This window comes from Xanthomonas sp. NCPPB 3200 (assembly GCF_056393585.1).
In genome coordinates, this window is the sequence record NZ_CM150785.1 from 216,882 (window position 1) to 237,306 (window position 20,425).

The 20,425-nt window shown below is 67.3% G+C and carries 18 protein-coding genes; 13 read left to right on the forward strand and 5 right to left on the reverse strand.

Annotated features, from left to right (window positions below; all coding sequences use genetic code 11):
* The first annotated feature begins 20 nt into the window (after positions 1–20).
* The 9 genes from AC06DU_RS00855 to AC06DU_RS00895 all read left to right on the forward strand — a co-directional run bounded on the left by AC06DU_RS00855 (position 21) and on the right by AC06DU_RS00895 (position 10,109).
* Positions 21–1,019: a TRAP transporter substrate-binding protein gene (locus AC06DU_RS00855; RefSeq protein ID WP_184631357.1), complete on the forward strand. Its 999-nt coding sequence runs from the start codon at positions 21–23 to the stop codon at positions 1,017–1,019.
* Positions 1,020–1,029: 10 nt separating this feature from the next.
* Positions 1,030–1,551 (forward strand): TRAP transporter small permease, encoded by a 522-nt coding sequence (locus AC06DU_RS00860; RefSeq protein ID WP_016901233.1) that lies wholly within the window; start codon positions 1,030–1,032, stop codon positions 1,549–1,551.
* On the forward strand, positions 1,551–2,834 hold the full coding sequence (locus AC06DU_RS00865; RefSeq protein WP_016901232.1) for a TRAP transporter large permease: 1,284 nt from the start codon (positions 1,551–1,553) through the stop codon (positions 2,832–2,834). The genes AC06DU_RS00860 and AC06DU_RS00865 overlap by 1 nt, the downstream gene beginning before the upstream one ends.
* A gap of 237 nt (positions 2,835–3,071) precedes the next feature.
* A complete protein-coding gene (locus tag AC06DU_RS00870; protein ID WP_053051811.1) occupies positions 3,072–4,655 on the forward strand; it encodes a family 43 glycosylhydrolase in 1,584 nt (527 codons plus the stop codon).
* A 141-nt stretch (positions 4,656–4,796) separates the two neighbouring features.
* Complete coding sequence (locus tag AC06DU_RS00875; protein ID WP_024939515.1) at positions 4,797–5,855, forward strand: LacI family DNA-binding transcriptional regulator; 1,059 nt, start codon at positions 4,797–4,799, stop codon at positions 5,853–5,855.
* 203 nt (positions 5,856–6,058) lie between these two features.
* A complete protein-coding gene (kduI, locus tag AC06DU_RS00880; RefSeq protein WP_102255330.1) occupies positions 6,059–6,913 on the forward strand; it encodes a 5-dehydro-4-deoxy-D-glucuronate isomerase in 855 nt (284 codons plus the stop codon).
* 146 nt (positions 6,914–7,059) lie between these two features.
* Positions 7,060–7,815: a 2-dehydro-3-deoxy-D-gluconate 5-dehydrogenase KduD gene (gene kduD, locus AC06DU_RS00885; protein WP_016901228.1), complete on the forward strand. Its 756-nt coding sequence runs from the start codon at positions 7,060–7,062 to the stop codon at positions 7,813–7,815.
* Between the two features lie 228 nt (positions 7,816–8,043).
* Positions 8,044–8,706, forward strand: coding sequence for an RpiB/LacA/LacB family sugar-phosphate isomerase (locus tag AC06DU_RS00890; RefSeq protein ID WP_054592012.1), 663 nt, complete (start codon positions 8,044–8,046; stop codon positions 8,704–8,706).
* 284 nt (positions 8,707–8,990) lie between these two features.
* The gene (locus AC06DU_RS00895; RefSeq protein WP_478203274.1) at positions 8,991–10,109 is read left to right on the forward strand and encodes a GDSL-type esterase/lipase family protein; all 1,119 of its coding nucleotides are present in this window, start codon (positions 8,991–8,993) and stop codon (positions 10,107–10,109) included.
* 86 nt (positions 10,110–10,195) lie between these two features.
* Here the strand turns inward: AC06DU_RS00895 and AC06DU_RS00900 are convergent, their stop codons facing one another.
* Together AC06DU_RS00900 and phhA are read right to left on the reverse strand one after the other, a co-directional pair.
* Positions 10,196–10,840 carry a DMP19 family protein gene (locus tag AC06DU_RS00900; protein ID WP_104576576.1) on the reverse strand — a complete coding sequence of 215 codons (645 nt, stop codon included), beginning with the start codon at positions 10,838–10,840 and terminating at the stop codon, positions 10,196–10,198.
* 68 nt (positions 10,841–10,908) lie between these two features.
* The gene (gene phhA / locus AC06DU_RS00905; RefSeq protein ID WP_024939508.1) at positions 10,909–11,799 is read right to left on the reverse strand and encodes a phenylalanine 4-monooxygenase; all 891 of its coding nucleotides are present in this window, start codon (positions 11,797–11,799) and stop codon (positions 10,909–10,911) included.
* A gap of 127 nt (positions 11,800–11,926) precedes the next feature.
* On the opposite strand from phhA, the gene AC06DU_RS00910 reads away from it, so the two are divergent.
* Together AC06DU_RS00910 and AC06DU_RS00915 are read left to right on the forward strand one after the other, a co-directional pair.
* Complete coding sequence (locus AC06DU_RS00910) at positions 11,927–12,409, forward strand: Lrp/AsnC family transcriptional regulator (protein ID WP_039814299.1); 483 nt, start codon at positions 11,927–11,929, stop codon at positions 12,407–12,409.
* 222 nt (positions 12,410–12,631) lie between these two features.
* Positions 12,632–14,833 (forward strand): TonB-dependent siderophore receptor, encoded by a 2,202-nt coding sequence (locus AC06DU_RS00915; RefSeq protein ID WP_478203276.1) that lies wholly within the window; start codon positions 12,632–12,634, stop codon positions 14,831–14,833.
* A 418-nt stretch (positions 14,834–15,251) separates the two neighbouring features.
* On the opposite strand, the gene AC06DU_RS00920 is transcribed toward AC06DU_RS00915, so the two are convergent.
* The 3 genes from AC06DU_RS00920 to AC06DU_RS00930 form a co-directional block, all read right to left on the reverse strand.
* Positions 15,252–16,289: a patatin-like phospholipase family protein gene (locus tag AC06DU_RS00920; protein ID WP_016901221.1), complete on the reverse strand. Its 1,038-nt coding sequence runs from the start codon at positions 16,287–16,289 to the stop codon at positions 15,252–15,254.
* A gap of 325 nt (positions 16,290–16,614) precedes the next feature.
* A complete protein-coding gene (locus tag AC06DU_RS00925) occupies positions 16,615–17,625 on the reverse strand; it encodes a TIGR00266 family protein (protein WP_016901220.1) in 1,011 nt (336 codons plus the stop codon).
* A gap of 189 nt (positions 17,626–17,814) precedes the next feature.
* Positions 17,815–18,660 carry an ABC transporter ATP-binding protein gene (locus tag AC06DU_RS00930; RefSeq protein WP_184609766.1) on the reverse strand — a complete coding sequence of 282 codons (846 nt, stop codon included), beginning with the start codon at positions 18,658–18,660 and terminating at the stop codon, positions 17,815–17,817.
* 153 nt (positions 18,661–18,813) lie between these two features.
* Between AC06DU_RS00930 and AC06DU_RS00935 the strand changes: the two genes are divergently transcribed.
* Both AC06DU_RS00935 and AC06DU_RS00940 read left to right on the forward strand, forming a co-directional pair.
* Positions 18,814–20,019 (forward strand): DesA family fatty acid desaturase, encoded by a 1,206-nt coding sequence (locus AC06DU_RS00935; RefSeq protein ID WP_016901218.1) that lies wholly within the window; start codon positions 18,814–18,816, stop codon positions 20,017–20,019.
* A 46-nt stretch (positions 20,020–20,065) separates the two neighbouring features.
* Entirely contained in the window at positions 20,066–20,410 is a 345-nt protein-coding gene (locus AC06DU_RS00940) for an EF-hand domain-containing protein (RefSeq protein WP_221202383.1), read from the forward strand.
* The last annotated feature ends 15 nt before the right edge of the window (positions 20,411–20,425 follow it).

Consider the following 20,425-nt stretch of genomic DNA (forward strand, 5'->3'; position numbering starts at 1 on the left):
AGACGCTTGGGAGGGCGCCAATGATCACACGCAGACATTTCCTCGGTGCCGGGCTCGGTGCCGCCGCGGCCGGCCCCTGGCTGGGCGCGGGTGCCACCACGCCGATCCCCGGCGGGCAGCTGCTGACCGCCACCGACGTGCATGTCGGCGACTACCCCACCGTGGAGGCGGTGCGGTGGTTCGGCAAGCAGCTGGAGCAACGCAGCAACGGCCGGCTCAAGCTGCGCCAGTACCACTCCGGCCAGCTGGGCCGCGAGTCGGAGGCGATCGACATGGCGCGCTTTGGCGCCATCGACATCACCCGGGTGTATTCGGGCGCGTTGAACAACGCCTTTCCGCTGACCCAGGCGCTGTGCCTGCCGTACGTGTTTGACTCGGTGCCGCATCTGCGCCGCGCCATCGACGGCCATGTCGGCGACAGCGTGCTGCGCAGCTTCGAGCAGCGCGACCTGGTGGGCCTGGCGATCTACGATTCCGGTGCGCGTTGCTTCTACAACACCAAGCACCCGCTGCACCGCCCGGAAGATCTCAAGGGCCTGAAACTGCGCGTGGCCTCGTCGGACATCTTCCTCAAGCTGATGCGCATGCTGGGTGCCAACCCCACCCCGATGTCGCTGGGCGAGACGTTCTCGGCGATGGAAACGCACATGATCGACGGTGCGGAAAACAACATGCGCAGCTTCCAGTCCAGCCGGCATTTCGAAGCCGCGCATTACTGGTCGCAGAGCGAGCATTCCTATGCGCCGGACATCCTGGTGATGTCGCGGCAGAGTTTCGAATCGCTGCGCCCGGACGATCGCGCCCTGGTGGTGGAACTGGCACGCGCCTCGGTACCAGTGATGCGCAATCTGTGGGATGCCTCGGAGACCGTCGCGCGCAAGCAGGTGATCGATTACGGCGTCAAGCTCAATCAGGTCGACATGCCGGCGTTCCGCGCCGCCGCCGCGCCGCTGCTGGCCGAATACCGCAAGCAGCCGGAGATCGAAGCGCTGTACCGCCGCATCCGCGATTTTGCATAGAGGTGACCCGATGACCGAACCCGAGACCGTCGCCGTCCCGGTCGCGCCGTTGCAGCGCGCGCTGGACCGCGTTTCCGATACCGCCGTTGGCGTGGCATCCATCGCGCTGCTGGGCCTGGTGGTCGTGCAGGGCTGGCAGGTGTTCACCCGCTACGTGCTCAACGACTCGCCCAGCTGGACCGAGCCGGTGACGCTGCTGTTGCTCAGCACCGCCTTGAGCCTGGGCGCGGCCGCCGGCGTGCATACCAACCGCCACTTCGGCTTCTACCTGCTGGGCGAACACGTGCCGCCGCTGGTGCGCAGGGTGTTCGACCTGATCCGCCCGTTGATGATCATGTCCATCGGTGCGGTGCTGGCGTGGTGGAGCGCGGCGCTGCTGCTCGATGGCCTGGATATCAAGATGGCCGGCGCGCAGATGCCGCAGAGCATCAACTACCTGCCGCTGTCGATCGGCGGTGCGCTGATGGTGATCTTTGCCTTGTACAAGCTGTGGCGTGTGCTGCGCCCGATCCAGGCCGGAGGAGTGCGCTGATGGGCATTGCGATGTTGTTGGGAACCTTCGTGGTGCTGCTGCTGATCGGCGTGCCGGTGGCGTATGCGCTGGGCGCGGCCGCACTGGCCACGCTGCTGTATCTGGACCTGCCCACGGTGGTGCTGGTGCAGCAGATTTCCGCCGGCAGCGGCTCGGCCTCGTTGATCGCCATCCCGTTGTTTATCTTCGCCGGCGAGCTGATGCTGCGCGGCGGTATCTCCGAACGCCTGATCGCGCTGGCCTCCTCGCTGGTGGGGCGCGTGCGTGGCGGCCTGGGCCAGGTCAGCGTGCTGTCGTCGCTGTTCTTCGGCGGCGTGTCCGGTTCGGCGATCGCCGACGTCTCGGCGGTCGGCGGCACCATGATCCCGCAGATGATCAAGCGCGGTTACGACCGCGACTACGCGGTCAATGTGAGCATGACCGCCGCGCTGGTGGCGTTGCTGGTGCCGCCTTCGCACAACCTGATCCTGTTCTCTGCCGCGGCCGGTGGCGGGCTGTCGATCGCGGACCTGTTCGCGGCCGGTATCTTCCCGGCGCTGCTGATGACCGCGGCGATGATGGTCACCGGTTATGCGGTGGCGCGCCATCGCGGCTACGGCACCGAGCCGTTCCCCGGCTGGCGTGCAGTGGCGCTGCGCCTGATCGGCGCGTTGCCGGGCCTGGGCCTGGTGGCGTTGATCTTCATCGGTATCCGTGCCGGCATCTTCACCGCGGTGGAGAGCGCGGCGATCGCGGTGGTGTACGCCTTGATCGTCACCGCGCTGCTGTATCGGCAGCTGCGCTGGGCCGAGTTCTTCGCCGCGGTGACGCATGCGGCGCGCACCACCGGCGTGATCCTGTTCGTGATCGCCACTGCGGCGGTGTTCGGCTGGCTGCTGGCCTACCTGCAGGTGCCGGCGGCGGCGGTGAAGTTCCTGCAGGCCATCGCCGACAGCAAGAACACGGTGCTGTTGATGATCGTGGTGATGCTGTTGCTGCTGGGCATGTTCATGGACCTGGCGCCGAAGATCCTGATCTGCACGCCGATCTTCCTGCCGGTGGTCAAGGCCTACGGCATCGACCCGATCCACTTCGGTCTGGTGATGGTGCTGGCCGGCGGCATCGGCCTGATCACCCCGCCGATCGGCTCGGTGCTGTTCATCGGCACCTCGATCGGGCAGATCACCATCGCCCAGAGCATGCGCACCATCTGGCCGTTCTGGCTGGCGGCCCTGGGTGTGCTGCTGATCGTGGCGTTCTTCCCCGAACTGTCGCTGTGGTTGCCACGCGCGCTGCGCGCGTAAGTGCCCGCGATCCCGACTGCGTCCGTCAGGTGGGCGTGGTCGATGCGTGGCAGCGGCCTGCACGGCGCGTGCACTTGCGATGTCCGCACGCCGCGCCTTGCCCGACAAACGCCTGGCGACGTTACCGGCGCGCTGCCCGGCGTCGTTGCTGGCAGGTAGTTCCGCCTTCATCCAGGCGGCCGACGCTCCAGGCGCTGGCCGCCGTATCGCCCCGCCGTGCGGGGACTAGGAGCAAGCATGCGTGTGCGTATCGCTTCAACCCGTTTGCGTTGGCTGCTGGCCGGCGGCCTGCTGCTGTGTGCCGGGCTCGCTGCCGCGGCCGACTGGAAGCGCGGCATCGAACACCAGCGCATCGCCGACCAGGGCGACGGCACCTTCCTCAACCCGGTGCTGGCCGGCGATCACCCCGACCCGTCGGTGCTCAAGGACGGACAGGACTACTACCTCACGCTGTCCTCGTTCGACGCCTACCCGGGCCTGCCGATCTGGCACTCGCGCGATCTGGTCAACTGGCAGCCGCTGGGCCACGCCATCACCCAGAACGTCGGCGCGATCTGGGCGCCTGACCTGATCAAGCACGGCAAGCGCTACTACATCTACTTCCCGGCGCGCCGTGGCGACCAGGGCGAGCGCAGCAACTTCGTGGTCTGGGCCGACGACATCAAGGGTCCGTGGAGCGCGCCGATCGACATCGGCCTGGGCAAGTACATCGACCCCGGCCACGCGGTGGGCGAGGACGGCAAGCGCTATCTGTTCCTGAGCGGCGGCGATTACGTGCAACTGTCAGACGACGGCCTGAAAGTGGTCGGCACGCCCAAGCACGTCTACGACGGCTGGAAATACCCGGAAAGCTGGGACGTGGAAGGCTACGCCCAGGAAGGCCCCAAGATCACCCGCCACAATGGCTGGTACTACATGACCACCGCCGTCGGCGGCACCGCCGGCCCGCCGACCGGGCACATGGTGATCACCGCGCGTTCGCGCTCGATCCACGGCCCCTGGCAGAACGCGCCCAACAACCCGATCACCCGCACCAGGAGCGCTGACGAGCCGTGGTGGTCGCGCGGCCACGCCACGCTGGTGGAAGGCACCGACCAGCGCTGGTGGATGCTCTACCACGGCTACGAACACGGCTACTGGACGCTGGGCCGGCAGGCCTTGCTGGACCCGATCGAGTGGACCCCGGACGGCTGGTTCGTCGCCAAGGGCGGCGACCTGGGCACGCCGCTGAAAAAGCCCAGCGGGCAGGCCTTGCCGCACGGGCTGGCGCTGTCGGACGACTTCCGCGCCAGCACGCTGGGCCCGCAGTGGGCGTTCTTCAACCCGGCCGCCGACGAGGCCAAGCGGCTGCAGGTCGGCGATGGCGTGTTGCGCCTGCAGGGCAAGGGCAGCGCCCCGCGCAACGCCTCGCCGCTGACGGTGATCGCCACCGACCAGGCCTACCAGTTCGAGGTGCAGATGACCGTGGCGCCGGGCGGGCAGGGCGGGGCGCTGCTGTTCTACAGCGACAAGCTCTATGCCGGCGTGGGCAGCAATGGCGAGAACTTCGTCATGCACCGCTACGGCGAGGAACGCCCCGGCACGCTGGCCCCCAGTGCGACCGGTGGCACCTTGTGGCTGCGGGTCACCAACAACCGCCACATCGTCACCATCCACAGCAGCACCGACGGCACCACCTGGACCAAGTACCCGGTGCAGATGGAAGTGTCCGGCTACCACCACAACGTGGCCGGCAAGTTCCTGGCCTTGAAGCCGGCGCTGTATGCCGCCGGGCAGGGCCAGGTGGAGTTCCGCAACTTCCGCTACCGCGCCCTGGACTGACCGTTCTGCATCGCCGGGCATGCCGCGGCACTGCCGGCTGCGGCGTGTCCTGCACGGCGGGTCCGGGGTGGCGGCAGGCTTCGCTCAGGTCTGCCGGCCGTCTGGCCGGTAGAATCCAATCAACTTCACTGGTTGACCGCTATGCCCGCCCGCAAGATGCCTGAAGAGGGAATGCCCGGCCTGCCGAAGGGCAAGGTAGCCACGATCAACGACATCGCGCGGATGTCGGGCGTGTCCAAGAAGACCGTGTCGCGGATCATCAACAACTCGCCGCTGGTGCGGCAGGACACCCGCGAGAAGGTCGAGGCGCTGATGCGCGAGGTCGGCTACGCGCCCGACCCGCTGGCGCGCGGGCTGGCGTTCCGGCGCTCGTTCCTGATCGGCATGGTCTACGACAACCCCACCGCGCAGTACATCGTGGACATGCAGTACGGCGCGCTGGACGCGCTGCGCGGCTCCAGCTTCGAGCTGGTGGTGCACCCCTGCGACAGCCGCAGCCCCGGCTACATCGAAGGCGTGCGCCGCTTCGCCCAGGCGCAGAAGCTGCATGGCGTGATCCTGGTGCCGCGCGCCTCCGAGGACCAGGCGCTGGCCGACATGCTGGCCGAGATCGGCTGCCGCTACACCCGCATCGCCTCGGTGGCGCTGGACACCACCTCGCAGACGGTGATCACCCACGACCGCGACGGCGCCGCCGAGGCCGCCGATTACCTGCTCTCGCTCGGCCACCGCGACATCGCCCTGGTCACCGGCCCCAGCGCCTACCGTTCCTCGATCGAGCGCACCTCCGGCTTTGCCGACGCGCTGACCCGGCGCGGCATCGAACTGCCGCCCGAGCGCATCGTCGAAGCCGGCTATACCTTCGAATCGGGCGTGGCCGCGGCCGAAAAGCTGCTGCTGGGCAAGAAGCGCCCCACCGCCATCTTCACCGGTAACGACGAAATGGCCGCCGGTATCTACAAGGTCGCGCTGCGCGCCGGCATCAGCATCCCGCGCCAGCTGTCGGTGATCGGCTACGACGACAGCTCGCTGGCCTCGCGCCTGTGGCCACCGCTGACCTCGGTGCGCCGCCACACCCGCGACACCGGCCGCACCGCCGCAGCCATGCTGATCCAGCCCGACAACGCCCCGCAACTGCCCACCGCCAGCGTGCGCCCGCACCTGATCGTGCGCGACTCCTGCCAACCGCCGGAAGATTGAGCGCGTCAAGCCCCTCCCACTAGCGGGCGCGCGCAGCCTCGCCCCCCTCATCCGGCGCTGCGCGTCACGTTCTCCCGAAGGGAGAAGAAATTCCCACGCCGCCATGCGGCTATCGTGCACTGCGCAATGACACCGGTTAACCAGAGCCGCTAGAATGGCCTGGTGCAAGCCAATCCCCCCGCGCTTGGCACCGGAGATCGCGCATGTCCCTGTACTGCAAGACCCACTACGCCACCCATCCCGACGCCATCAAGGGCGCCAGCAACGACGACCTGCGCGAGCTCTATCTGCTCGATGGCCTGTTCGTCGACGATGCGGTCACGCTCAAATACACCCACTACGAGCGCTTCGTGCTCGGTGGCGCAGCACCGCTCGGCACCACGCTGGAACTGCCCAGGCAGACCGAACCGGCGTCTGCCGCCGGCCATCCGTTCCTGGAGCGCCGCGAGCTGGGCATCCTCAATGTCGGCGCCGGCACCGGCAGCGTGACCGTGGACGGCACCGTCTACACGCTCGGGCCGAAGGACGGCCTGTACGTGGCGATGGGCAGCACCGATGTCAGCTTCGCTTCTGACGATGCCGCCAACCCGGCCAGGTTCTATCTGGCCTCGACACCGGCGCATGCGCGTTTCGAGACCAAGCAACTGTCGATCAAGGATGCCGTGGCGCTGGAGCGCGGCGCGCTGGAAACCAGCAACGAGCGCACCATCTACCAGTACATCGTGCCGAGCACCTGCCAGTCCTCGCAGCTGTTGCTGGGCCTGACCGTGCTCAAGCCGGGCAGCGTCTGGAACACCATGCCGCCGCATCTGCACGACCGCCGCAGCGAGGTGTATTTCTACTTCGATCTCGGCGCCAACGACCGCGTCTATCACTTCATGGGCGAGCCGGACGCGCAGCGCCACATCGTGATCCAGAACAACGAAGCGGTGGTGTCGCCGCCGTGGTCCATCCACATGGGCGCCGGTACCAGCAATTACGCCTTCATCTGGGCGATGGGCGGCGAAAACCTGGATTACACCGACATGCACGTGCTGGACATCTGCCAGCTCAAGTAAGGCCATGCGTGCCGGGCAGCACTGCACTCACCGCGTCGATGCGCTAGCGCCATCAACGCGCCAGTTCCACCCCATGCCAGCGGCCGCGCATCGCGCGGACGCACGCACTCATCCAACGTGGCACACCCAGCAGGAGCGATAAGGTAATGAGCAATCCGTTCAGTCTCGAAGGCAAGGTCGCACTGGTCACCGGTGCCAACACGGGCTTGGGCCAGGGCATCGCGCTGGCACTGGCGCAGGCCGGCGCCGACATCGCCGCCGCCGGCATCCAGGCGCCGACCGAGACCGAGGAACTGGTCAAGGGACTGGGCCGCCGCTTCGTCGCCATCCAGGCCAACCTGATCAGCGTCGAACCGGTCGAGCGCATCCTCAAGGAAACGCTGGACGGCCTGGGTCGCCTGGACATCCTGGTCAACAACGCCGGCCTGATCCGCCGCACCGACGCGGTGGATTTCAGCGAGCAGGATTGGGACGACGTGATGAACGTCAATCTGAAATCGGCCTTCTTCATGGCGCAGGCCGCCGGCCGCCACTTCATCGCCCAGGGCAGCGGCAAGATCATCAACATCGCCTCGATGCTGTCGTTCCAGGGCGGCATCCGCGTGCCGTCCTACACCGCCAGCAAGTCCGGCATCGCCGGCATCACCCGCCTGCTGGCCAACGAGTGGGCCAGCAAGGGCGTGACCACCAATGCCATCGCGCCCGGCTACATGGCCACCGACAACACTGCCCAGCTGCGTGCCGACCAGGACCGCAACAAGGCCATCCTGGACCGCATCCCGGCCGCGCGCTGGGGCGTGCCGGCCGACCTCGGCGGCACCGCGGTGTTCCTGGCCAGCAGCGCCTCGGACTACGTCAACGGCGCCATCATCCCGGTCGACGGCGGCTGGCTGGCACGCTGAGTCAAACCCCACCCGTTCCCTTCTCCCTCCGGGAGGAGGGGCCCGAAGGGCGGATGAGGGTCGGGGTGCACGTACACGACCAGACGCGTACCGCAGCTCCGACAAGTTCTTCAGAACCTGATCGCTCACCGACAAGGCACCTGAAAGCGAAGCAAGACCGCATCCAGGCGCGCACACCAACCAACTCCACAGTCGACACAACCTCCCCAAACCAATCGGAGCATCCCCATGAAAATCGCACTCATGAATGAGTTCAGTCAGGCCGGCAAGAACCCGGTGATCCTGCAGCAGCTCAACGACGTGGCCGGCGAGCAGGGCCACAGCGTCTTCAACGTCGGCATGGACGGCGACAACGACCACCGCCTGACCTACATCCACCTGGGCATCGTCGCCAGCCTGCTGCTGAACTCCAAGGCCGTGGACTTCGTCGTCGCCGGCTGCGGCACCGGCCAGGGCGCGATGATGTCGCTCAATGCGCATCCGGGCGTGTTCTGCGGCTATTGCATCGAGCCGACCGACGCCTACCTGTTCGCCCAGGTCAACAACGGCAACGCGCTGTCGCTGGCATTTGCCAAGGGCTACGGCTGGGGCGCGGAAATCAACGTGCGCTACATCTTTGAAAAGGCCTTCAGCGGCGAGCGCGGCATGGGCTACCCGGCCGAGCGTCGCGAATCGCAGGCCGCCAATGCCGGCATCCTGACCCAGGTCAAGCAGGCCACTGCCAAGTCCTACCTCGACGGCCTGCGCGCCATCGACCCGGAGCTGATCAAGCAGGCCGTGGGCGGCGAGCGTTTCCAGCAGTGCTTCTTCGATAACGCGCAGGACGCCGAGATCCGCAACTTCGTCGCCGGCGTGCTGGGCAAGCCCGAAGCCGCCGCCGCAGCAGCATAACGGCCTAAAGCCCTCCTCCCGCGGGGTGAGAGGGCACTGTTCGCGCGCCACTGGCGCGCGTGCCTTGGAGCCCGCGCTGCCGGCGCGGGCCGGGGCGCGGAGCGGGGGAGTGAGGCCGCGGCGGAAGACAGCTGCCCTGAAAGGGGAGGCTTGAAAGGCTTGAGACGACAGTACGGCCGTCCAACGTTTCCTGTGCCGCCGCACCCTCATCCGCCCTTCGGGCACCTTCTCCCGATGGGAGAAGGAACAGCGTCGCGTCCTTGGCATTGTTCCCGGAGCCCACCATGCGTCTGCTGCTGTTCGCATTGCTGCTGCTCTGCGCAAATATCGCCCGTGCCGATCCACACCGCATCTTCATCGCCGGCGATTCCACCGCCGCCGAATACGGTGCCGAGCGTGCGCCGCAGGCCGGCTGGGGCCAGATGCTGCAGGAGTGGTTCGACCCGGCGCAATGGCAGGTGTGCAATCACGCCAAGGGCGGCCGCAGCACCCGTAGTTTCATCGCCGAAGGGCGCCTGGACGCCATTGCCAAGGACCTCCGTGCCGGCGACGTGCTGTTGATCCAGTTCGGCCACAACGACGCCAAACACGAAGATCCAACCCGCTACACCGACCCGCAGGGCGACTATCAGCAGTTCCTGCGCCGCTATATCGCCACCGCGCGCGACAAGGGCGCCACGCCGATCCTGATCACGCCCGCCGCCCGTCTGCTCTACGATTTCGGCGCGCTGCTCGACACCCACGGCCGCTACACCCTGGCCATGCAGCAACTCGCTGCGCAGGAACACGTGGGCCTGATCGATCTCAACGCCAGTTCCAGCGACTGGATCCGCGCCCTCGGCGAACAGGCGGCCAGGCCGTACTTCCTGTTCGTTCCCGAACAAGGCAAAGCCGACGGCACCCACTTCAGCCGCGCCGGCGCCACCGCCGTGGCGTGCCTGGTCGTGCATGGCTGGGTGCAGTTGCAACCCGCTCTCACGCCACAGTTGCGCCGCGATGCCGATTGCGGCGCCGCTCCCGACACCGCCATCCAACGCGCGGCGCAGGCGCATCCCTCGCTGGTGGTGCACGAACGCGATCTCGCACGCCCGCAACCCGGCCCGCACGGCGGCGCCGGGCCGACCACGGCGTATCCGTTCTTCGTCGACGCACCGCAGTTGCCGTTCGTGCTGCGCAAGCGCGTGCTGCACAAGGGCGCCGGCATTGGCCTGCATCTGCACGACAAGGACGAGATCTATTACATCGTCAGCGGGCGCGGGCTGTACGCGCTGGACGGCAAGCAGTACCAGGTCACTGCCGGCGATGCGTTGTTGACGCGCCCGGGCAGCACCCATGCCTTGCAGCAGACCGGCGATGAGCCATTGGTGCTGCTATTGGCCTATCTCGCCAAGCCGGCAGGCTGAGATAGGCCCGGTGCGTCGGTAGCGCGTTGCGGGTGTGGACGATGCGCAATGCCGGCTGTGAGCCATGCGCGTCATTGCACGCGTGCTTACGCCTTGTCGACCCCGTAGTGGATCAGGCCCAGCCGGGCCAGTTCGCCGGAGCGGCGGTAGTAGACCTCTTCCCAGCCATCCACGCGCTGGCGATCGGTCTCGCTCATCGCGTCGAGAATGTCTTCGATGCTGAGCAGGTTGGGGTCTTCTTCCAGGCGTTCGAATACCGTGCCCAGGCCTTCGATCGCCTGGCGCGCCTGCACCGCGCCCATCGCGCCCAGTCCCTGCAATGCGTCACGCCGGGTGGCGGCGTCCCAGCGGTCGAAGTAGCGTGCATAGCCGCTCTCGCTCATGTCCGCATCCAGCCGCGCCAATGCCACCAGCTCGCGCTCGCCCGGCGACAGGGCATCCATGCGTCCGCGCAGCGCGGTCAGTTTGGTTTGCGCGCGTGCGCTGCGTCGGCGCCACAGCAACTCGGGCATGTTGAGCAGCCCCTCATCCGTGGGCGGCGCCACCGCCGGCCAGTTCACCCCGAAGCCGTCGTCGGTGAGCTGCCATTGCGCGCGTTGCGGCGGCGTTGCCTTCAACAACAGCCGCTGCGCCTTGATCGGCTCGTCGATACGGATGCCGTTGGCCAGGGTGAACAGCAGGCGGGTGTCGTCCAGCTCCAAGCGCCGGATGCGAAGCTGCGTCAGGTCCATTGAGCGAAGGCGGTATGGGGAGGTTTGACCATAGTCTGCGTCGGCGATGGTGTCGAGTCGGTGCAGCCTCACACGTCGCCGTCTGTACTCCAGCCCTCGCCGCTGCCGCGCTGGATGACCCGATCCGTGTCCAGCACCTCGCCGGCCGGCACCTGCGCCTGCTGCGCAAGATCGGCATAGATCGGGGTGAAATCCGGCGCGGTGGCGCTCATCAACTGCGCAAAGCTGTCGATGACGAAGTAGGTCTTCTGGAAGCTGTCGATGCGGTAGCGCGTGCGCATGATGCGTTGCAGGTCGAAGCCGATCCGGTTGGGCGCCGGCGATTCCAGCGAGTGCAGCGATTCGCCCTTCGACGACACGATGCCGGCACCAAAGATGCGCAGCCCCTGCGGCGTGGCGATCAGGCCGAATTCCACCGTGTACCAGTACAGGCGGGTGAGGTTCTGCAGCGCGTCCGCGCCGATGCCGTGCGCCTTGACCCCGCCACGGCCATAGGCCTGCATGAAGTCGGCAAACAGCGGATTCATCAGCAGCGGCACGTGCCCGAACAGGTCATGGAACAGGTCCGGTTCGGCGATGTAGTCGATCTGATCGGGGCGGCGGATCCACCACGTCACCGGGAAGCGCTTGTTGGCCAGATGCTCGAAGAAATCCAGCTCCGGCAGCAGGCCCTGCACGCCGACCAGGGTCCAGCCAGTGGCCGCCTGTAGCACCGCATTGAGCGCATCGAAACGCGGAATGTGGGTCTCGCCCATGCCCATCGCATCCTGCGCCTGCAGGAACTCGTCGCAGGCGCGGTCGACCAGCAGCGCGCGCTGGCGGCGATACAGGGTGCCCCAGGTGGCATGGTCGTCGGCACTGTAGCCATCCCACGGCTGCTCGACCACGGCGGTGGTGTAGACCGGCACATAGCCCTTGTCGGTGAGCTGATTCTCGACGCGTTGCGGTGCGATGTTCATGCGGCGGCGGTTCCCGATGATCAGCGCTCACCTTAGCCGGATGGTCGCGCAACGGGATTGCGAATCTTGCGTGTCTGATGCGTCAGGGCGCAAGATTCGTGCGTCATCTTCTGCTGCTGCGCAACATATGGACCAGCCAATCGCCCTGGACCGCACCGATCTGCGCCTGCTCGCCCTGCTGCAGACGCAGGGCCGCAGCAGCAATGCGGAGCTGGCGGTGCAGGTCAATCTGTCGGCCTCGGCCTGCCTGCGCCGCACCCAGCGGCTGGAGGCGGCCGGCATCATCGCCGGCTACGGCGCGCGCCTGGATGCCAAGGCGCTGGGGCTGGGGCTGCAGGCCTTCGTGCGGGTGCAGCTGGAGCAGCACGGCCAGGCCGATATCGAACATTTTGCCGAGGGCGTGCGCGGCTGGGACGAGGTGGTGGCCTGCTGGGCGCTCACCGGCGACATGGATTACCTGCTGCAGGTGCAGGTGCGCGACCTGGAGCATTTCTCGCGCTTCCTGCTCGACCGCCTGCTCAATGCGACCGGCGTGTCCGACGTCAATTCCAGCTTCGTGCTGCGTACCGTGAAAGCGCCGGAAGGCTTGCCGCTCTCGCATCTGGGCTGATCCGGCGGGCTGTGAGGCAGGCACGCGTGCACTGTGACTTGCCTCTCAAACGATAACGATTTACATTTGCGTAACACCCGGCTGCGCCCGGCATGTCTTCTCGTCGATCCGCCAGCCCGGCAGGGCCAGCCAGCTCGTCGCCCGAGTGGGACGCGCCGCGCATGCCTGCGTTTTTTTCCCGGTGACGCCGCGCGTCCCGCACCGATCGACGAGAACCCTCCAATGCCCGCGATTTCCGCCCCCCTGGCCACGTTGTCCGCTGCCTTGCTATGCGCGTTGGCGCTGACGCCCTGCGCTGCCCGTGCCGACAATGCCGCCGCCGATGCAAGCAACGCCAAGACGCTGGACCAGGTCAACGTCAACGGCGCGGTGAGCCGCGCGCAGCCGGCCACCACCACACGCCTGCCGCTGACCCTGCAGGAAACGCCGCAATCGGTGAGCGTGATCGGGCTGCAGCGGCTGGAAGAGCAATCGCTGTTCAGCATCGACGATGTGATGCGCAACGTCACCGGCGTCAACGTGTCGTTCTACGACACCCAGCGCCCGCTGTATTTCGCGCGCGGCTTCCAGATCACCGACTTCCAGGTCGATGGCCTGCCCACCTACAGCGGTGCGACCAACCAGGAATACGACACGGTCTTCTACGACCGCATCGAGGTGATCCGCGGCGCCAACGGCCTGCTCACCGGCGCCGGCATTCCCTCGGCCACGGTCAACCTGCTGCGCAAGCGCCCGGGCAAGGACTTCGATGCCTCGTTCGCAGTCAGTGCCGGCACCTGGGATTTCCGCCGCATGCAGGCCGACGTCAATGCGCCGCTGACCGAAGACGGGCGCTGGCGCAGCCGGGTGGTCGCGGCCTGGCAGGATCGCGATTACTACTACGACCGTTACCACGACAACAAGATGTCGGGCATGGCGGTGCTGGAAGGCGACCTGACCGACAGCACCACGCTCACCGTCGGCTATCAGCGCCAGGACAATAGCCCGATCGGCTCGACCTGGGGCACGGTGCCGTTCTTCGCCGCCGATGGCTCGCCGGCCAACCTGCCGCGCTCGACCAACATGGCGCCCAAATGGAGCCGCTGGCAACGCGAGACCAGCACCGCCTTCGCCAACCTGGAACAACGCTTCGGCGAGGACTGGTTGCTGCGCGTCAACTACGCGCACACCAAGGGCGATGTGCAGAGCCTGCGCGTCTACGGCACCGGTTATCCGGCCGCCGATGGCAGCGGCATCTTTCTGCGCACCGGAGCCGGCGAAACCAGCGACGCGCGCGATGGCGTGGACGTGTACCTGTCCGGCGGTTTCTCGTTGTTCGGCCGCCAGCATGATGTGGTGGTCGGCGGCAGCTGGCAGGATCTGCAGTCGACCTCCTACGGCGTCGCGCAGACCTATCCCGATGACTGGGCCACCTGCGGCAGCGAACGTTGCTATTTCATCCCCGACATCCGCAACTGGGATGGCGATATTTCCGAAGTGACCTATGCGCGCAACGGCCGTCGCAACGAAGCGCGCACCACGCAGCGTGGTGTTTACGCCTCCACCCGGTTGCGTCTGGCCGACCCGCTGTCGCTGATCGCCGGTGCACGCCTGAGCTCCTGGGAAACCCGTACCCAGGCCTTCAATGCCAGCGGCGCCTACACCGGCACCAGCGGCCGGTACGAGGTGAGCGACGAAGTCACCCCTTATGTGGGACTGGTCTACGACATCGTGCCGGATGTGTCGCTCTACGCCAGCTATACCGAGATCTTCAACCCGCAGAATTACCGCGACAAGGACAACAACCTGCTCGCCCCGGTGGAAGGTTCCAACCTGGAAGCCGGCATCAAGGCGCAGTTGTTCGACGGCCGTGCGATGGCCACCGCCGCCGTGTTCGAGGCCAAGCAGGACAACTTCGCCGTGCGCGACATGACCCAGCCGGAATCCTCGCTGCCGGACGGCAATTCGGCCTACATCGGTATCAACGGCACCAAGAGCCGGGGCTGGGAAATGGATTTCAACGGCGAACTCCTGCCCGGCTGGACCGTCAATGCCGGCTTTACCCACGTCAAGGTGACGCGCCCGCCCACCGATGCGATCTACGCCAACCTGCCCGAGGATTACCTGCAGCTGTCCACGCAGCTGCGCCTGCCCGGCGCCTGGGAGCGCCTGAGCATCGGCGGCGGCGTCAGCTGGCAGAGCGCGGTGCGCGGCTTCAATATCCAGCGCCCCACCGGCGACGGCACCGGCGCCACCACGCCGGTGACCGTGGTGCAGAACCCGTATGCACTGGTGCATTTCAACGCCAACTACCGCATCAGCGAGCAATGGACCGCCACGCTGGCGGTACGCAACGCCTTCGACAAGACCTACTGGGCCAACCTGGATTACCAGAACTACGGCGAGCCGCGGTTTGTCAGCGTGTCGTTGCGTTGGCGCTATTGAGGCGTTGCCGATGAAGCGGATGCGTTACCGGTAAGGCATCGCGGCCAGGGCCGCTCCTACAGGAGCGGTGTTGGCCGCGCCGACATAGCCGATACACCCGCCCCTGGTAGGAGCGGACCCGGCCGCGACCCGATCCCGCCTCAGCGCACCTGAAAAAAATGCCCCGCCGTCGTAGGAGCGGCCCAGGCCGCGCCCCCCTCCGCGACACATCTCAGCGCAGCCGAAAAGAACGCCGCCCAGGCCGCGACCTTGTCCGGCACACCCTCGGTGCATCAACACAAGGCATCAACTACGCAGTCGCCCTACGCATCGGCTCTAACAGCGCGCGTCTTGAAACGGGCGCCCCACGCCTGCTCAGCTCCGCATGACCTCGCGCGGCACCCGCATCAGCTGCGCGCCGCCTCGCACCGCCTCCACCTCACGGCGCCACGCAGGCCTCGTCCTTGCCGCGCAATTTCTGCCAGCGCGAGCGCTCTTGCAGGCAGCGCCGATACGCTTCCGCCTTGGCGGCGGCAGCCTGCTCGGCGGCGGTGCGGGTGGCACTGCTGCGCTGCGCCTGCAACTGCGCGATCTTGGCGCGGATCTGCGGCATCGCCGCCATCGCGGCACGCTCGCCTTCCAGGATGGCCGCGCCACGCTGGTTGAAATCGGCCGAGCCGATGTCGTTGACCTTGGGGCGGATCACCACATCGGCACGCTTGAGTTCCGCCTCGCCCAGGCGCTGGCCCATGATCGAGATCGACTGGTTGACGGTGCCGAGCAGATCGCCGGGATTCTTGCCGCTGGCCTTGCTGGAGATATCCACTGCCACCACGAATTCCGCACCGAGCTGGCGCGCCGCATCCACCGGCACCGGGCTGACCACGCCGCCGTCCACATAGTGGTATTGGCCGATGGTCACCGGCTCGAACACGCCGGGAATGCTGCTGGATGCGCGCACCGCCTGGCCGGCATTGCCGCGCACGAACACGGTGCGTTCGCCGTCTTCCAGCCGCGTGGCGACCGCCGCGAACGGCTTGCGCAACTTGTCGATCGGCTTGCCGCCGAGCTGTTCGTTGACGTAGTCCTGCAGCTTCTGGCCCTGCACCAGGCCGCCGGAGAAGATCCGCACATCGCGGATGCTGGTCTGGTCGAGCGCGACGGCTTTTTCCTGCATCTGGAACGCATCCATGCCGCTGGCATACAGCGCCCCGACCACGCTGCCGGCGCTGGTGCCCGACACCACGACCGGCGCAAAGCCGTTGGCCTCGAGCATCTTGATCACGCCGATATGCGCAAAGCCCTTGGCCGCGCCGCCACCGAGCGCCACGCCGATCTTCACCGGTTTGACCGCGCCGGCAGACGGTGCCTGCACCACCGGCGCCGGTGCTGCCGGGCGCGGCTCGCCACCGCAGGCCGAGAGCAGACCGAGCATGGACAACAGGGCAAGCGAGCGTGGGCGGCGGAGCGCAGTCATGGCGAAAACGTCGATGGGAAAGGCGAGGGAGAATACACGCGTGCCGTCACGGTGGCGCTGATGGTTGGCGTGCGTGGAGATTGTTCAGAACGGCATCGTTTGCAGGCGTTGCACTGCCTTGTCCCGGCAAGAAGGGCGAGCCGTTCATTCGGGCGATGACCGCAGCCACCTGCACGGGCCGGGGGCGCGGAGCGGGGGGGTGAGGGTAAGGAGCGAGGCCACATGGGATCGCAGCAGGCTTCGCCGGTCCCCTCATCCGGCGCGACGCGCCACCGTCTCCCGGCAGGAGAAGGGTGCCCGCACACCTGCCTGCCGCGTCACCCCATCAAAATCGGTTGTCGCCATCCAGCAACCTTCCCAGGCCGCCCAGCACCGAGCCCTCGCCGCGTTGCTGTCCACCGGCCTGCGGGGCGGCCTGCAGCATGCGGCCGGCCATGCGCGAGAACGGCAGCGATTGCAGCCACACTTTGCCGGGGCCGGTGAGGGTGGCCAGGAAGACGCCTTCGCCGCCGAAGAACATGCTCTTCAGCCCGGCGACGCGGCGCACGTCCATGTCCACGCCGGCGTGGTAGGCGACCACGCAGCCGGTGTCCACATCGATGCGTTCGCCGGGGCCGAGTTCGCGTTCCACCACGGTGCCGCCGGCATGCACGAAGACCCAGCCGTCGCCTTCGAGCTTCTGCATGATGAAGCCCTCGCCGCCGAACAGGCCGGTGAGGATCTTGCGTTGAAACGCGATCCCCAGCGACACACCGCGCGCGCCGGCCAGGAAGCTGTCCTTCTGGCAGATCAGTTGCCCGCCATGCTCGGACAGGCGCAGCGCCAGCACCGTGCCCGGATAGGGCGCGGCGAATGCGACCCTGGCCTTGCCGCTGCCGGCATGGGTGAACACGGTGGTGAACATGCTCTCGCCGGTGACCACGCGTTTGCCGGCCGACAGCAGCTTGCCCATCAGCCCGCCGCCGCCGCTCTGGCCGGCATGCGAGCCGTCGCCGAACACGGTGTCCATCTGCACCGCGGCGTCTTTGTACATCAGCGCGCCGGCCTCGGCGATGGCGCTTTCGCCCGGGTCCAGCTCGACCTCGACGAACTGCATGTCGTTGCCGACGATGCGGTAGTCGATCTCGTCGGCGCGCCCGGCCGCGCCGGTCAGCGGCGGCGGCAGGCCGCTGCCGCCCTGCAGCTCGGCCAGCTGGCGGGCCGGCGTCCAGCCATCGAGTCCGTCGCGCCAGGCCAGCGCGTCGGGCTGGCGCTGGGCATGCGCGCGGGCGCTGGCATCGTCGAGCGGGCCAATGCGATCGGCCTGTCCGGGAACATGGAAATACCACTGGGCCATCGGGACGACTCCTGTCTATGCGTGCGCCGAGTCTAAGCGCAGCCGCGGTGACGGCGTCCCGTGTCCAAGGTCATGCCCGGAAGGTGCGGTTGGGCGCGGTTGTGGGCTGTAAGGAGCGCGTGGCTGCCGGCTGTCGTCGCGCAGCTTGCGCAAGACTCCGGGCTGCGTGCGCGGTCGGGCGGATGGCGCTTAATCGCCCACCGTCGCCCAATAGCGCTCGCCGTCGCGCTGCACCCGCACCGGGCCACCGAACACGTCCGACAGGCTGGCGTCGGTGAGCAGCGCATCGCGCGGACCATCGGCCACGACGGTGCCGGCACGCAGCAGGATCACCCGCGCGATCTCCGGCACGATTTCCTCGATGTGATGGGTCACCAGGATCAGCGTGATGCCTTGCCGGGCCAGGTGACGCATTGTGTCGAGCAGGTGCTGTCGCGCCACCAGGTCCAGGCCGGTGGACGGCTCATCCAGTAGCAGCGCCTGCGGGCGGTTGACCAGTGCGCGCGCGATCAGCACGCGGCGGGTCTCGCCGGCCGACAGTTCGGCAAATTGCCGGTCCAGCAACGGCAGCGCACGCGCCAGGGCCAAGGCCTCCCGTGCCCGCGCGCGCATGTCGTCGCTGATCTCGCGATGCGGTGGCACCACATAGCTGGCGAAGAAACCGGACAGCACCGCGCTTTCCACATCCAGCCCCGGCATGTCGGCCAGGTTGACGCTGAGGTCGCCGGTGACGATACCCAGCTGCGAGCGCAGGCGATCCACCTGCCAGCGCACCTGCCCGAGCACTTTCACCGCGGCCTGGCCGTCGGCGCGCACCAGCGGATACAGCTCGCGGGTGATCAGTTTGATGAAGGAGGATTTGCCGCAGCCATTGGGGCCGAGGATGGCGGTGTGCTGCCCCAGCGCGATGCGCAGGCTGAGCGCATGCAGTACGCGTACCTGGCCGCGCATCACGCTGGCCTGGTCGAGCTCGATCAACGGGATGGCGTTGGCAACAGCAGCAGGATCGGTGGACATTTCGGCAGTAACCGTCATACGGGAGACATCAGGCGCAGTGGGGAAGGGGAGCGTGTGAACCGCTTTAGAAATGTAGGGCGCACCCTACGCATCCGGAGGGTGAAGTTTGCCGCCATCGCCCCCATCATGTCTGCATCGACCCAACCCGATGGCGCCGCTGTGGAAATGCCGATGTTGTCCGACCCGATCATCGACCTTCTGACTTCCGGCGTGGCCGGGCTGGGCGTATGGGGCATGCTGGCGGTGCTGCTGGTGTTCACCCAGCTCACCATCTTCGCGGTGACCTTGTACCTGCATCGCAGCCAGGCCCATCGCGGTGTGGACTTCCATCCGGTGGTGGCGCACTTCTTCCGCTTCTGGACCTGGCTGACCACCTCGATGATCACCCGCGAATGGGTGGCAATCCATCGCAAGCATCACGCCAAGGTCGAGACCGAGGAAGACCCGCACAGCCCGCAGACCAAGGGCATCAGCCAGGTGTTCTGGCGTGGCGTGGAGCTGTACCGCGAAGCGCGTGCGCAGCGTGCCGACATCGAGCAATACGGCAAGGGCGCGCCCACCGACTGGATCGAGCGGCATCTGTACACCCCGCATGCCAATGCCGGCCCGATCGCGTTGCTGGTGATCAACGCGGTGCTGTTCGGTTTGCCCGGCATCGCGCTGTGGGCGATCCAGATGGCGTGGATTCCGTTCTGGGCCGCCGGCGTGGTCAACGGCCTGGGCCACTGGTGGGGCTATCGCAATTTCGAGTCGGCCGACACCTCCACCAACCTGACGCCGTGGGCGCTGTGGATCGGTGGCGAAGAACTGCACAACAACCACCATGCGTTCCCGAGCTCGGCGCGGTTTTCGATGCGGCGCTGGGAGCTGGATATCGGCTGGGTCGCCATCCGCGGGCTGCAGGCGATCGGCCTGGCCAAGGTGCTGCGGGTGGCACCGTCGCTGGACATCCGCCCCAACATCGCCGTGCCCGATGCCGACACGCTCAAGGCACTGCTCTCGCATCGCTTCCAGGCGATGACCGATTACCAGCGCAATGTGTTCACCCCGGCGCTACGCGAAGAGGCCGCGGCCACCGGCGCCAAGTTGCGGCAGCTGTTGCCGCGGCGGCTGCGCAAGGGCCTGGTCGATGACGGGCGGTGGCTCAAGCCCGATGCGCGCGCGCAACTGCAGCACTGGGTGGCCGAGCGCCCGCGCATGCGCACGCTGGTCGAGTACCGCGCACGCCTGACTGCGGTGCTGGAGGCGCGCAGCCACGATGCATCCGAACGGCTCAAGCACCTGCAGCAGTGGTGTCACGAGGCCGAAGCCAGCGGCAATGCCGCCTTGCAGGCCTATGCGGCGCGGCTCAAGGGTTATGCGCTGAGTGGGTCGTAATCGGCGGGGCACGCGTGCTGCTGTGCGTGTGCGTGGATCGTATGGCTTGATCGCGCGCGGCCTGCTGCTGGCGGGTGTTGTGTGCGCTCCGGCTTTTCTTGCGCAAGCGCAGGCCCAGGTGCAGGACAGCCAGCAGTATCTGCAACGCATGGATACCGATGGCGATGGCCGGGTCAGCCGCGACGAATATCTGGCCTGGATGAGCTATGCCTTCGAGCAGCGCGACCTGGACCATGACGGCGTGCTGCAGGGCGATGAGCTGCCTGGCCGGCGCGGCAAGCCGATCACCCGTGCCGCGCATCGTGCCACGCTGATCGAGCGCTTCGCGCGGCAGGATGCCGACGGCGACGGCTACCTGAGCGCGCGCGAGTTGCTGGCGCCGCCGCGCTGATGCCTACCTTCGCGC